Annotated in this window: 14 protein-coding genes; 8 read left to right on the top strand and 6 right to left on the bottom strand. The window is 69.9% G+C overall.

The genetic code is table 11. The features are described 5' to 3' along the window. Positions 1-442: UDP binding domain-containing protein (locus tag VIL67_RS06650; RefSeq protein WP_332048087.1), on the top strand; the 442-nt coding region annotated here is incomplete at its 5' end. 30 nt (positions 443-472) lie between these two features. Here the strand turns inward: VIL67_RS06650 and VIL67_RS06645 are convergent. From VIL67_RS06645 to glmM, 3 genes are all read right to left on the bottom strand, one after another. Further along, positions 473-637 (bottom strand): hypothetical protein, encoded by a 165-nt coding sequence (locus tag VIL67_RS06645; protein WP_332048086.1) that lies wholly within the window; start codon positions 635-637, stop codon positions 473-475. 109 nt (positions 638-746) lie between these two features. Then, positions 747-1,595 (bottom strand): cytochrome c, encoded by an 849-nt coding sequence (locus VIL67_RS06640; protein ID WP_332048085.1) that lies wholly within the window; start codon positions 1,593-1,595, stop codon positions 747-749. Between the two features lie 164 nt (positions 1,596-1,759). Continuing rightward, complete coding sequence (glmM, locus tag VIL67_RS06635; protein ID WP_332048084.1) at positions 1,760-3,112, bottom strand: phosphoglucosamine mutase; 1,353 nt, start codon at positions 3,110-3,112, stop codon at positions 1,760-1,762. A gap of 123 nt (positions 3,113-3,235) precedes the next feature. On the opposite strand from glmM, the gene glmS reads away from it, so the two are divergent. Next, on the top strand, positions 3,236-5,053 hold the full coding sequence (glmS, locus tag VIL67_RS06630; RefSeq protein ID WP_332048083.1) for a glutamine--fructose-6-phosphate transaminase (isomerizing): 1,818 nt from the start codon (positions 3,236-3,238) through the stop codon (positions 5,051-5,053). Between the two features lie 66 nt (positions 5,054-5,119). Here glmS and VIL67_RS06625 read toward each other — a convergent pair whose 3' ends face one another. After that, positions 5,120-5,476, bottom strand: coding sequence for a hypothetical protein (locus VIL67_RS06625; RefSeq protein ID WP_332048082.1), 357 nt, complete (start codon positions 5,474-5,476; stop codon positions 5,120-5,122). A gap of 224 nt (positions 5,477-5,700) precedes the next feature. Here VIL67_RS06625 and VIL67_RS06620 point away from each other — a divergent pair, with 224 nt between their 5' ends. The 3 genes from VIL67_RS06620 (at position 5,701) to VIL67_RS06610 (ending at position 8,710) form a co-directional block, all read left to right on the top strand. After that, positions 5,701-6,570 (top strand): UTP--glucose-1-phosphate uridylyltransferase, encoded by an 870-nt coding sequence (locus tag VIL67_RS06620; RefSeq protein WP_332048081.1) that lies wholly within the window; start codon positions 5,701-5,703, stop codon positions 6,568-6,570. A gap of 64 nt (positions 6,571-6,634) precedes the next feature. Further along, positions 6,635-7,846 (top strand): NAD-dependent epimerase/dehydratase family protein, encoded by a 1,212-nt coding sequence (locus tag VIL67_RS06615; protein ID WP_332048080.1) that lies wholly within the window; start codon positions 6,635-6,637, stop codon positions 7,844-7,846. A gap of 3 nt (positions 7,847-7,849) precedes the next feature. Continuing rightward, complete coding sequence (locus VIL67_RS06610; protein WP_332048079.1) at positions 7,850-8,710, top strand: SDR family oxidoreductase; 861 nt, start codon at positions 7,850-7,852, stop codon at positions 8,708-8,710. Here VIL67_RS06610 and VIL67_RS06605 read toward each other — a convergent pair. Both VIL67_RS06605 and VIL67_RS06600 read right to left on the bottom strand, forming a co-directional pair. Beyond that, the gene (locus VIL67_RS06605; RefSeq protein ID WP_332048088.1) at positions 8,707-9,567 is read right to left on the bottom strand and encodes a DMT family transporter; all 861 of its coding nucleotides are present in this window, start codon (positions 9,565-9,567) and stop codon (positions 8,707-8,709) included. The genes VIL67_RS06610 and VIL67_RS06605 overlap by 4 nt on opposite strands. Before the next feature lie 35 nt (positions 9,568-9,602). Then, a complete protein-coding gene (locus tag VIL67_RS06600; protein WP_332048078.1) occupies positions 9,603-10,346 on the bottom strand; it encodes an alpha/beta fold hydrolase in 744 nt (247 codons plus the stop codon). Positions 10,347-10,408: 62 nt separating this feature from the next. Between VIL67_RS06600 and VIL67_RS06595 the strand changes: the two genes are divergently transcribed. The 3 genes from VIL67_RS06595 to infC all read left to right on the top strand — a co-directional run. Then, complete coding sequence (locus VIL67_RS06595) at positions 10,409-11,572, top strand: glycosyltransferase family 4 protein (protein ID WP_332048077.1); 1,164 nt, start codon at positions 10,409-10,411, stop codon at positions 11,570-11,572. After that, positions 11,572-12,558 (top strand): glycosyltransferase family 9 protein, encoded by a 987-nt coding sequence (locus VIL67_RS06590; protein WP_332048076.1) that lies wholly within the window; start codon positions 11,572-11,574, stop codon positions 12,556-12,558. The genes VIL67_RS06595 and VIL67_RS06590 overlap by 1 nt, the downstream gene beginning before the upstream one ends. Before the next feature lie 108 nt (positions 12,559-12,666). Next, the coding region (infC, locus tag VIL67_RS06585; protein ID WP_332048075.1) for a translation initiation factor IF-3 at positions 12,667-12,957 on the top strand (291 nt) is incomplete at its 3' end.

Raw genomic sequence — 12,957 nt, 5'->3', positions numbered from 1 at the left:
GAAGGTCAACGACGCCCGCAAGAAGGCGATGGCCGACAAGGTGGCCGGCGCCGTGGACGGCGAGGACCTGGCCGGCAAGACCATCGGGGTGCTGGGGCTGACCTTCAAGCCGAACACCGACGACATGCGCGATGCGCCGAGCCTCGACATCGTGCCGGCGCTGCAGGCGCGCGGGGCGCGGGTGCAGGCCTTCGATCCGGCGGGGATGCACGAGGCGCAGCACATGCTGAAGGACGTTGAGTTCAAGTCGGATCCCTATGCGGTGGCGGAGGGGACCGACGCGCTCGTCATCATCACCGAGTGGGACCAGTTCCGCGCGCTGGACCTCGACCGCATCAAGCTGCTGATGAACCGCCCGGTGCTGGTCGACCTTCGCAACATCTACAAGCCCGACGACATGCAGGCGCGCGGCTTCGCCTACACGAGCGTGGGGCGGCCGTAGGATCCTCGGGAGGCGCGCCGCGCCTCGGGATCAGATGCCGCTCGACGTGAGGTTGAAGAGCAATTGGCCGAGCCAGACGGCTCCGGTCCAGAAGGCGAGCGCCAGGACGACCACGAACGCCAGGCAGGCAATGGAGCTGACGCCCTTGCCGACCATGGGCCGCGCCGCCCCGCCGAAGGCGAGGTCAGGCCGCATGTTTCCTCCAACCCATTCTTTTTGTTGGCGCACGTCGATCGAGCGACGCAGCCATGTGTCGATGCTGACACAAGTCTTCACACCTGGGTAGGGTTGCCGCAGCGGCAGCTCACAACACCTTGTCGGCGCGGGCCCGGAGATAGTCGTGCAGCGCCTTCACTTCGGCGGCGCTGAGCGCATGGAAGCGGGTGCGTGAGGCGCCGCTCATCAGCCCCACCTCTCGACCACCCGCCGCGACGCCGGTGCGCATCAGGGTCTCGAAGTCGGCGAGGTCGTAGCTGGCGGCGATGGCGAGGTCCGGCGCTTTGAGGATCTCACGGCCTTCCAGCGCAGGCCCGTGGCACTCGATGCAGGTACGCGCCACGTCGCGGCCCGCCTCGTGCTCGGGGCCGACAAAGGGCAGTTGGACGGCGCCCTCCTTCTTCAGCATGGCCGGCGCGGAATCGAACTTGCCGAGCAGGACGCCGACGCGACCCATGGGCCCGACCTGCAGGCGCGGCTGGCGCTCGCCGGTGACTGGGAAGCTTCGGATGTAGGCCAGCAGGTCGGCCGCCTCGGCATCTGTGAGCCTCGCGAAGGCCTCGGAGGGCATGACCCAGAGCGTATGGCCGTCGGCGGCCACGCCCTTGCGGATCGCCCGGTCGAGGTCGGCGTCGGTCTGCTCGGCGGCGGCTAGGGTCAGGTTCGGGCCCCAGGCCCGCAGCAGGGGCATCTCGTCGTGGAAGAGACGGCCCTCGAAGGCTTCCCCGTGGCAGTCGTGGCAGCCGTTCAGCACCGCCAGGCGACGGCCGCGGGCCACCGCCTGCGGCTCGGCGGCGGCCACGATCCTCACCTGCGCCTTGGGATAGGAGCGGCGGATCATCAGCTCGCTGGCCGCGAAGGCGCCGAGCGTCGCGCAGAGCACGACCGTGACCAGGCTGGCCAGCCCGAGGCCGGCCCAGCGGAGAAGACGCTTCATGGAAACCCTGTGCTCCCGATGGACGCCCAGAGGCTTCGACGACCTCCGTTCGCGGAGCGGGGGTCCTAAGCTACGCCGTCAGACGGAACAATCGCCGGGAGCGCAGGACTGTTCTGCAAAGCTGCAGAGCTGTCGGTTCCCTTCCCACCCCGTGTGAACGGAGGCTAGGCCGCGGCCTTCTTCACCGCGCCGACGATCTCCTTGACCACCTGGCTGACGAGCTTTTCGTCGTCGCCCTCGGCCATGACCCGGATCAGGGGCTCGGTGCCGGAGGGGCGGATGACCAGGCGACCGATGCCGGTGAGCCGCTGCTCGGCCTCGGCGATGGCCTTCTTCACGTGGGCGTCCTCCAGCGGCTTGCCGCCGGAGAAGCGCACGTTCTCCAGCTTCTGGGGCGCGGGCTCGAACTGACGGGCGAGCGCGCTCATCGGCTTGTCGCTCTCCTTCAGAACCGCCAGCACCTGGAGGGCGGCGATGAGGCCGTCGCCGGTGGTGGAGATGTCGGAGAGGATGATGTGGCCTGACTGCTCGCCGCCAAGGTTGAAGCCGCCTTCGCGCATGCGGGCCATGACGTAGCGGTCGCCCACCTGGGTGCGCTCGAGCTTCAGCTTGCGCGCCGCCAGGTAGCGCTCAAGGCCCAGGTTGGACATGACGGTGGCGACCACGCCGCCGCCGGTCAGCCGATCGCTGCGGGCCCAATGGTCGGCGATCAGCGCCATGATCTGGTCACCGTCGACGATCTGGCCCTTCTCGTCGCAGATCACCAGGCGGTCGGCGTCGCCGTCGAGCCCGATGCCGATGTCGGCGCGGTATTCCTTCACGGCGCGCTGCATGGCGGCCGGGGCGGTCGAGCCGCACTCGTCGTTGATGTTGAAGCCGTCCGGCGTGACCCCGATCCGGATCACCTCGGCGCCCAGTTCGTAGAGCGCTTCCGGGGCGACCTTGTACGAGGCGCCGTTGGCGCAATCGATGACCACGCGCATGCCCGAGAGGCTGAGGCGACGCGGGAAGGAGGCCTTGGCGATCTCGACGTAGCGGGCCTGGCAGTCGTCGATCCGCTGCACGCGGCCAAGGCCATTGGGCGTAGCCAGGCCCTCCTGCAGGCCCTGGTCCATCAGGGCCTCGATCTCCAGCTCGCGGTCGTCCGACAGCTTGTAGCCGTCGGGCCCGAACAGCTTGATGCCGTTGTCGGCGAAGTGGTTGTGCGAGGCCGAGATCATCACGCCCAGGTCGGCGCGCAACGAGCGGGTCATCATGGCCACGCCAGGCGTCGGCAGCGGCCCGAACAGGCGCACGTCCATGCCGACGCTCGTGAAGCCGGCCACCAGCGCCGGCTCGATCATGTAGCCCGACAGCCGGGTGTCCTTGCCGATCACCACCAAGTGGCGACGGTCGTCCTTCGACATGAACAGCTTGCCCGCGGCCATGCCGACCCGCAGGGCCACTTCTGCGGTCATGGGGTGGCGGTTGGCCTGGCCGCGGATGCCGTCGGTGCCGAAGTAGGCGCGCTTGCTCATCGGATGCTCTCGAAACGATCGGAAACTGAGATTTAGTGGCTGACAGCTTAGCCGATGCTAAAGCCGCAGCGTTACAGGCGTGTGCGCAAGCATCGCGCTCTACCACAAAGGAACAAAGGCCTCATGTGCGGCATCATCGGCATCGTCGGCACGCGTCCGGTGCAGGACCGTCTGATCGAAAGCCTCAAGCGCCTCGAGTACCGCGGCTATGACTCTGCGGGCGTGGCCGGTGTCGTCGGCGGCAAGGTCGAGCGCCGGCGAGCGCAGGGCAAGATCCGTGCTCTGGAGGAGCGGCTGGCCGACGAGCCGCTGCAGGCCACCGTCGGCATCGGCCACACCCGCTGGGCCACCCACGGCGCGCCCGCCGAGCGCAACGCCCACCCGCACAAGGCGGGCCGGGTCACCCTGGTGCACAACGGGATCATCGAGAACTACGCCGAGCTGCGCGAGGCGCTGAAGGCCAAAGGCCGGACCTTCGAGAGCGAGACCGATACCGAGGTGATCGCCCACCTCCTTGACTGCGAACTCGAGCGCAAGCCGCCGCTGGACGCGCTGAAGGCCGCTCTGGACCAGCTGACCGGCGCCTATGCGCTGGGCGTGCTGGTGGAGGGCGAGGACGCTCTGGTGATGGGCGCCCGCCGCGGCAGCCCGCTGGTGGTGGGCTATGGGGACGGCGAGATGTTCCTGGGTTCCGACGCCCTGGCCGTCGGGCCGTTCACCAACCGCATCTGCTACCTGGACGAGGGCGACTACGTCGCCATCGACCACAAGGGCGCGCACATCTTCGACGAGACCGGCCAGCCGGTGGAACGTGGGATCCGGCAGGTGGCCGCTTCGGCCGCCCTGGTGGAGAAGGGCAACTACCGCCACTTCATGGAAAAGGAGATCCACGACCAGCCCGAGGGGTGCCAGCACACCATCGCGGCCTATGTGGACACCCTGGCGGGCAAGACGGCGGTGCCCGGCGACATCGATTGGAAGAACCTGGAGCGGGTGCAGATCGTCGCCTGCGGCACGTCCTACATCGCAGGCGTGATGGGCAAGTACCTGATCGAGCAACTGGCCGACCTGCCGGTGGACGTGGAGATCGCCTCGGAGTTCCGCTACCGCCAGCCGGCCCTGCGCAAGGAAGCCCTGGCCATCGCCATGTCGCAGTCCGGCGAGACGGCCGACACCCTGGCGGCCCTGCGCTTCTGCGCCGGCAAGGGGATGACCACCGCCGCGGTGGTGAACGCCACCGAGAGCACCATGGCCCGCGAGGTGGACGTGGTCTGGCCGATCCACTGCGGGCCCGAGATCGGCGTGGCCTCCACCAAGGCCTTCACCGCCCAGGTGAGCGTGCTGACCGCCGTGGCGGTGGCCGCCGCGCGCGCCCGCGGCCGCATCGACGAGGCCGAGGAGCAGCGTCTGGTGCGCGTGCTGCTGGAGGCGCCGCGGCTGATCGCCGAGTCCATCAAGCTGGAGGACGCGGTCCGCAGCATCGCCCAGGAGGTCGCCAAGGCCCGGGACGTGCTCTACCTCGGCCGCGGCCCCATGTACCCCCTGGCCCTGGAAGGCGCGCTGAAGCTGAAGGAGATCAGCTACATCCACGCCGAAGGCTACGCCGCAGGCGAGCTGAAACACGGCCCGATTGCGCTCGTCGACGAGCAGACGCCGATCGTCATCCTTGCGCCGTTCGACAGCTATTTCGAGAAATCCGCCTCCAACATGCAGGAGGTGATGGCCCGTGGCGGGCAGGTGATCTTCATCACTGACCCCGAGGGCGAGCGCCATGCGCCGAAGGGGGCTCGTGTCGTAGTGACGGCTCCGCGCTGCGACCCGCTGATCGCACCGCTGGTGCTGTCGGCGCCGGTGCAGCTGCTGGCCTACCACGTGGCGGTCACCAAGGGCGCCGACGTGGACCAGCCGCGCAACCTGGCGAAGTCGGTCACCGTCGAATAGCGCACACGAAAACGGCCGCCCCGCGAGGGGCGGCCGCTCCGCTTCCAGCCCTGAGGCTGGAATATCTTACGGGTTCGTCGTGCCGCCCGTCGTGCCGGTCGCGCCAGCGGCGCCGGTCGTGCCCGTGGTGGCGCCGGTCGTGCCGGTGGTCCCGGTCGCGCCGGCAGCGCCGGTCGCGCCGGTCGTGCCGGTAGCGCCCGCGGCGGCCGGATCGGTCGTCGTCGTGCCCATGGCGCCGGCGGCGGCCGGATCGGTGGTGGTGGCGGCCGCGCCCATGGCCGAGGTGTCGGCGGCCGGTGCGGTGGCCGAGGCGTCAGCGGCGGTGCCGGTGGCCGGGGCTTCTTCCGTCTTCTGGCCGCAGGCGGACAGGCTGGCGGCGAGGACGGCGGCGGCGGCGACCGAGGTGAGGATACGGAGCTTCATGGTGTTTCCCCTGGAGGACTGTTTTCCCCCGACTTCTGAGGTGAGCTTACACGCCTTCGTGTTCTCCCGAAATCGTGAACAGGCTAACGACGCGCATTTTTGTCGCACCGGCCTGTGGACCTGGGGCGCCCCCTCCTCTAACCGCGCAGGGATCGCTCGGCGTTTCCAGGCGTTGGGTGTGCGCCGCAAGGCGAAGCTTGGGGCCAGGGTCGAGAGGGGAGTCGATGACGAAGCGTGTGCGTAAGGCGGTCCTGCCGGTGGCGGGGCTGGGGACCCGTGTGCTGCCCGGAGCCAAGACGACCCCCAAGAACCTGCTGAACGTGGTGGACCGCCCGATCCTCTCCTACATCGTAGAGGAGGCCCGCGCCGCCGGTATCGAGCACTTCGTCTTCATTGTCGGCCGTGGGCAGGGCGCGATCGAGGACTACTTCGACGCCTCGCCCGAAATCGAGCAGGCGCTGGAGGCCAAGGGCAAGACGGCGATCCTGGAGGAGGTCCGCCGCGACCTGCCGCAGCCCGGCCAGATGAGCTTCGTGCGCCAGATGGCTCCGCTGGGGCTCGGCCACGCAGTGTGGTGCGCCCGCGACGTGATCGGCGACGAGCCGTTCGCGGTGATGCTGCCCGACATGCTGATGGCGGCGGAGCCGGGCGCGCTGGCTCAGGCGATCGGCGCCTACGAAAAGGTGGGCGGCAACATCGTGGTGGTGGAGCCCGCGCCGGAGGGGGAGGCCCACAAGTACGGCATCGTCGCCCTGGACGGACAGGACGGCCGGCTGAACCGGATGACCGGCATGGTGGAGAAGCCCGCGCCAGGCACCGAGCCCTCGAACCTGTTCATCTCCGGCCGCTACATCCTGCAGCCGGAGATCTTCCAGATCCTGGAGACCCAGGAGCGCGGGGCCGGCGGCGAGATCCAACTGACTGACGGCATGGCCCACCTGATGAAGCGCCAGGACTTCCACGCCCTGGAGTACGAGGGGACCACCTACGACTGCGGCGACAAGATCGGCCTCCTGCGGGCCAACGTCGCCTTCGCCTTGCGGCGGCCGGAGCTCGCCGAGGCGGCGCGAACGGCGATCCGGGAACTGCTCTAGACGCCCTTCCGCAGGGGCCCGCTCTGCGCTAGCCCTTTCATTGGGGGAGAACAGGAGCGGGCCCGTGCGCGTACTGATCCTCGGCGGCGACGGCTTCTGCGGGTGGCCGACGGCGCTGCACCTGTCGGCCCGCGGCCACGACGTGGCGATCGCCGACAACCTGTCGCGGCGGGCCATCGACGACGAGCTCGGCGCCTGGTCGCTCACCCCGATCGTCGATATCGAGACCCGGCTGGCTGCGTGGCGCGACGTGTCGGGCCGCAGCATCGGCTTCCATCGGCTGACGGTGGGCAAGGACTACGACGAGCTGCTGGCCCTGCTGACCAGCTGGCGGCCCGACGCGGTGGTCCACTTCGCCGAGCAGCGGGCGGCCCCCTATTCGATGAAGTCGGCGCGCCACAAGCGCTACACCGTCGACAACAACCTCAACGCCACCAACGACGTCCTGGCGGCCATCGTCGAGAGCGGCCTCGACATCCATCTGGCCCACCTCGGCACCATGGGGGTGTACGGCTACGGCGACGCCGGCATGGCGATCCCGGAAGGCTATCTGACGGTGAAGGTGGAGACGCCTGAGGGCTGGGTCCCGCGCGAGATCCTCTATCCGGCCAACCCGGGTTCGATCTATCACCTCACCAAGACGCAGGACGCCCTGCTTTTCCAGTTCTATGCGCGCAACGACCGGCTGCGGATTACCGACCTGCACCAGGGCATCGTCTGGGGCACGCAGACGGCCGAGACCCGCCTCGACCCACGGCTGATCAACCGTTTCGATTACGATGGCGACTACGGCACCGTGTTAAACCGGTTCCTGATGCAGGCGGCGGTGGGCCATCCCCTCACCGTCCACGGACCAGGCGGCCAGACGCGGGCCTTCATCAACATCCAGGATACGGTGCGCTGCGTCGAACTCGCCCTGCTGCACCCGCCCGAGCGCGGCGAGCGGGTGAAGGTGATGAACCAGATGACCGAGTGCTGGCGCGTGCGCGACCTCGCCCAGATGGTCGCCCGTCTGACCGGCGCGCCGGTGGCGCATTTGCCCAACCCGCGGCAGGAGGCGGACGAGAACGAACTGGCGGTGGAGAACCGGCGACTGCTGTCGTACGGCCTCGACCCCATCACCCTGCAGGAGGGATTGCTCCTGGAGGTGGCCGAGATCGCACGGGCGTTCGCGCACAGGGCCGACCTTTCGAAGATTCCGTGCGTCTCCAACTGGAACGTGGAGCGGGCGGCGGCCACGGCGGCGACGAGCGCTGGCGCGGTGGCGGCGGAGTAGCGTTTGCGGCTGTTCGTCTTCGGCTACGGCTTCTCCGCCCGCGCCCTGGCCGATCGGCTGCGGCCACAGGGTTGGACGGTGCACGCCACCGTGCGGCGGTCCGAGGATGTGGAGAGGCTGGCTGGCGAGGGCGTCACGGCGCACCTGCTGACGGATGGGGAGGGTATCGCCCGCGCCCTGGCGCGGACCCAGGCCTTGCTGATCACCGCCCCGCCCGGGCCGCAGGGCTGCCCGGCGCTCCCCGTGCTGGTCCCGGCGCTCGCCACGGCCGGGGCTTTTCCCGACTGGGCAGGCTATCTTTCCACGACGGGGGTCTATGGCGACCGCAAGGGGGGCTGGGTGTTCGAGACCAGCCGTCTGGCTGCGCAGTCCGTCGAGGGCGCCCGGCGGGTCGCCGCCGAGCGGGACTGGCTGGAGGTCGGCCGCGGAATGGGGCTGACGGTCACCGTCTTCCGGCTGCCGGGGATCTACGGCCCTGGCCGCTCTGCCCTGGATCGGCTGCGCGCCGGTCAGGCTCGCCGGATCGTGGCGCCGGGCCAGGTCTTCTCGCGCATCCACGTGGACGACCTGTCGGCGGGACTCGCCGCTTCCATCGCCCGCCCCCGCGCTGGCGGGATCTACAATCTTTGCGACGACGAGCCAGCGCCCAACCCTGACGTGATCGCCCACGCCGCCCGCCTGCTGGGCCGGGAGCCGCCGCCGGAAGTCCCACTGGCCGAGGCCGGCCTGTCGCCGCAGGCGATACGCTTCTACGCGGAGAGCAAGCGGGTTTCGAACGCCCGGGCCAAGGCGGAACTCGGCTGGCGCCCACGGCTGCCGACCTATCGCGAAGGCCTGGCCGAGATCCTGGCCGCCGGCGGCTAGGCCGCCTTCTCCCCCCGAGCCGCAACCACGATCCCGGCGCCGATCAGGACCAGGCCGGCGGCATGAAACAGGTGGAAGGCCTCGCCCAGCAGCAGCACGGCCAGCACTGCGCCGAAGACGGGCTGCAGGTGGAGGTACTGGGCCGCCCGGGCCGAGCCGACCAGCTCGACGCCCCGGTTGAAGAACAGGTAGGCGAGGAAGGACGGGAAGACCGCCACGTAGCCGACGCCCAGCAGCGCCGGCAGCGTGAGCGCCATACGCGCGCCGGCCGCCAGCTCGGCGACGTAGAAGGGCGCCAGCAGCACCACGGCCGCCGCGAAGGTGGCCCACAGCAGGCTCATCGGGTGCACGGCGGGACGCCGGCGCAAGATCAGCGAATAGACCGCGTAGAGCACCACCCCCACCAGGATCACGGCGTCGCCACCGTTCAGGCCGAGATGCAGCAGGTCCCAAGGCCGGCCGCGCGAGAGCACGACCAGAACGCCGAGCAGCGACAGGACCATGCCGGCGATCTGCCAGCGACCGGTGCGCTCGCGAAGCCCGAGCCAGGCGAAAAGCATGATCAAGGGCGGAATGGCGGCCTGCACCACCAGGCTGTTGAGGGCGGTGGTCCGCTGGAGCCCCACGTAGAGGAGGGCCCCGAAGCTCGCCACCCCGGTGGCGGCGAGGGCCAGCACCGTGCGCCAGCGGCGGACGAGCTCGGCCCGGTCGTCGCGCACCTGCCGCCAGGCCACCGCGGTGACGATGGCCAGGGCCAGCACCCAGCGCCAGAAGACCAGCGCCATGGGCGGGACCACGCCGACCATGGCGCGTCCCGCGATGGAATTACCGGCCCAGAACAGGATGGTGGCGGACAGAAGCAGGGGCGCAGCCCGCCACGGATGGACGGCCTTCAGGACAGCTCCTCCACCGCCTGGATCAGCCGGGCGAGGTCCTGCGGCCGCGACAGCCGGTGGTCGCCGTCCTTGATGAGGGTGAAGACCACGTCGGCCGCCTTGAGGCCGTTGGCGAGCTGGAGGGCGTGCGACCAGGGCACATCCGGATCCACGCCGCCCTGCAGGATGCGGACGGGCGCCTCCACCGGGATCTCCTGCGCCTCGAGGATCGACCAGCGGGCGCCGTCTTCCAGCAAGTCGCGGGTGATCGGATAGGGCTCGCCGTAGGCGGACGGCCGCATCCAAACGCCGTCACGGGAGAGGTCGGCAAGGCCCTCCGGCGGGATCTCGGGGCGCATCAGCTTCTCGGTGAAGTCGGGGGCGGGCGCGATCAGCGCGAGGGCCTTGATCCGTTCGGGGCGCGCCATGGCCACGAGGCAGGCGATCCAGCCGCCCATGGAGGAGCCGACCAGCACGGTCTCGCCATCCGTGAGCTGGTCGAGCACCGCCAGGGCGTCCTCGCGCCAGCGGCTGATCGTCCCCTCTCGGAACTCGCCGTCCGAGACCCCATGGCCGAAGTAGTCGAAGCGCACATAGGCGCGGCCGGCCGCCTGCGCCCAATCCGCCAGCGCCTGGGCCTTGGTCCCCGCCATGTCCGACATGAAGCCGCCGAGCCAGACGACGGTCGGCCCCTGCCCCGCCACACGCTTCCAGGCGAGGCGATACCCGCCACGTTCGAGGTGTCCGCTCTCTTCGCTCATGGTCGGGTCATAAGCCGCCGGCGCGGTGTTTACGAGACGGCGTTTCAGGCTATGGGAGGCGCGTGCCCCTCCCCCCTGGCTTCACCCTCCTGCAGGTCGTCCCGGAGCTCGAGACCGGCGGCGCCGAGCTGTCGGCCATCGAGGTGGCGCGGGCTGTGGTGCAGGCCGGCGGCCGGGCCCTGGTGGCCAGCCGCGGCGGCCGATTGGCGGCCAGGTTGGAAGCCGACGGCGGCAGGCTGGTGGCCTTGCCCGCCGACTCCAAGAATCCGCTGACCATCGCGTCAAACGGGCGGCGGCTCGCCAACCTCATTCGGCGCGAGAAGGTGAGCCTGGTCCACGCCCGCAGCCGGGCTCCCGCCTTCTCGGCCCTTTGGGCGGCGCGCGCCACGGGCACGCCGTTCGTGGCCACCTACCACGGGATCTACAAGGCCAGGTCGCGCCTCAAGCGCTGGTACAATGCGGTGATGACGCGGGGCGACCTGGTGATCGCCAACTCCGACTACACCCGCGCCCACGTCCTGGCCGAGCACGGGCTGCCGCCCGAGAAGGTGGTGGCGATCCCGCGGGGCGTGGACCTGGACCGGTTCGATCCGGCCGCGGTGGCGCCCGAGCGGATCGAGCGGCTGCGCGCCGCCTGGGGCGTCGCCGACGACGACCGGCGCACCAAGGTCCTGCTTGCCGGGCGCCTGACGCGCATCAAGGGGCACCTGACCATCATCGAGGCGGTCTCCCGCCTGAAAGCGGAGGGGCGCACCGACCTGCTGGTCCTGTTCGCCGGCGACGACCAGGGCCGCACGGACTACCGTGAGGAGCTTTTCGAGGCGATCTCAACCGCCGGTGTTCAGGACATGGTAAAGATCGTCGGCCATTGTGACGACATGCCCGCGGCCTGCCTGCTCAGCGACGTCGCCATCCTGCCCACCACCGTGCCCGAGAGCTTCGGCCGCGCGGCTGTCGAGCCGCAGGCCATGGGCCGGCCGGTGATCGCCTCGGCGCACGGCGGCACGGTGGAGACCGTGCTCGACGGGGTGACCGGCTGGCTGGTGCCGCCGGGCGAAGCCTCGGCATGGGCGGAAGCGCTGAAGGCCGCCGCCGACCTCGGCCCTGCCGGACGCGCGGAGATGGGCCAACTCGCCATGGGCAGAGCCCGCCAGCTCTATCGCACGGACGCCATGTGCGCGGCCACGCTGGCCGCCTACGAACGGGTGCTGGAGGCCCGCCGCTGATGGCCCGGAGCGTGCAGAAGATCCTGGTCATCAAGCTGGGCGCGCTCGGCGACTTTGTCCTGGCGCTGGCGGCGATGAAGAAGATCCGCGAGGCGCACCGGAAGGATCACATCACCCTGCTGACCACCCCGCCCTTCGAGGCGCTGGCGAAGTCGTGCCCCTACTTCAACGCCGTCGAGACTGACGGCCGGCCGGAGACCTTCGCCCAGTGGATGGCGCTCAGGAAGCGTCTCAAGGCCGCGAACTACGATCGGGTCTACGACCTGCAGACCTCGTCGGCCTCCAACCGCATCTTCCAGCTGCTGCGCCCGAAGCCGCCGGCGTGGTCGGGCGTGGCGCTCGGCTGCTCGTTGCCGCACAGGAACAAGCTGCGCGACCACATGCACACGCTGGAGCGCCAGGCCGACCAGCTGATGTACGCCGGCATCTGGCCGGACGCGCCGACCGCACCGGGCGAGGCGCCGCCGCCGGACCTCTCGTGGATCTGGAAGCACCAGCCGGCCGACCGCCCGGTGCCAGGCGCGGTGAAGCCCAGGCCGTATGTGATGTTCGTGCCCGGCGGCTCGGCCCACCGGCCGGAGAAGCGCTGGCCCGTGGAGCGCTACGCGGAGCTCGCCCGCATCCTCTACGGGCGGGGCTTCGACGTCGTCATCATCGGCGGCCCTCAGGAGACGGCGCTGGCCCATGCGATCCAACGCAGCGTGCCGCGCGCCCGGGACCTGACTGGCCGTACGGACTTCGCGCGCATCGCCGTCCTGGGCGCCAAGGCGGCGCTGGCCGTGGGCAACGACACTGGACCGCTGCACCTTGCCGCGGCGGCCGGGGCGCCCACCGTGGTGCTGTTCTCGGGCGCCTCAGACCCGGCCCTGTCGGCTCCCCGCGGGAAGGTGGCCGTGCTGCGCGCCGAAAAACTTTCCGAACTTCCTGTGGCCAAGGTGGCACAGGCTGCGGTGTCTCTCGTGCCTGCGACCGCCGGCGCGGGTTGATACCGCGCCAACCCTCACGCATATACTTTACCCAGCGACCGGAGCGCTCGAGGCGCGCCGGCGTTTTGCGTTGAAACAACACTCGGAGCCTCGCCTATTCGCCGCCCCATGCAGGCGCCGCCCGTCAAAGACGGTCCGCGCATCAATGATGAAATCCGTGTTCCCCGCGTCCTCCTCATCGACCAGAACGGTGAGAAGCAGGGCGTGATGCCGACCTCCGCCGCCCTGGAAGCCGCCGAAGAGGCCGGCCTCGACCTGGTGGAGATCGTCCCGAACGCGGATCCGCCCGTTTGCAAGATCCTGGACTACGGCAAGTTCAAGTTCCAGGAGCAGAAGAAGAAGAACGAGGCGCGCAAGCGGCAGAAGGTGGTGGAGATCAAGGAGATCAAGCTCCGCCCG

The organism is Phenylobacterium sp. (assembly GCF_036563385.1).
Taxonomy (GTDB): Bacteria; Pseudomonadota; Alphaproteobacteria; order Caulobacterales; family Caulobacteraceae; genus Phenylobacterium.
This window is presented reverse-complemented; position numbering and strand designations above follow the sequence as displayed.

What these genes read in the sequence shown, in the direction of transcription:
- VIL67_RS06645 (WP_332048086.1), bottom strand. Translation starts at nt 637, where the DNA reads ATGCGGCCTGACCTCGCCTTCGGCGGGGCGGCGCGGCCCATGGTCGGC.
- VIL67_RS06640 (WP_332048085.1), bottom strand. Translation starts at nt 1,595, where the DNA reads ATGAAGCGTCTTCTCCGCTGGGCCGGCCTCGGGCTGGCCAGCCTGGTC.
- glmM (WP_332048084.1), bottom strand. Translation starts at nt 3,112, where the DNA reads ATGAGCAAGCGCGCCTACTTCGGCACCGACGGCATCCGCGGCCAGGCC.
- glmS (WP_332048083.1), top strand. Translation starts at nt 3,236, where the DNA reads ATGTGCGGCATCATCGGCATCGTCGGCACGCGTCCGGTGCAGGACCGT.
- VIL67_RS06625 (WP_332048082.1), bottom strand. Translation starts at nt 5,476, where the DNA reads ATGAAGCTCCGTATCCTCACCTCGGTCGCCGCCGCCGCCGTCCTCGCC.
- VIL67_RS06620 (WP_332048081.1), top strand. Translation starts at nt 5,701, where the DNA reads ATGACGAAGCGTGTGCGTAAGGCGGTCCTGCCGGTGGCGGGGCTGGGG.
- VIL67_RS06600 (WP_332048078.1), bottom strand. Translation starts at nt 10,346, where the DNA reads ATGAGCGAAGAGAGCGGACACCTCGAACGTGGCGGGTATCGCCTCGCC.
- VIL67_RS06590 (WP_332048076.1), top strand. Translation starts at nt 11,572, where the DNA reads ATGGCCCGGAGCGTGCAGAAGATCCTGGTCATCAAGCTGGGCGCGCTC.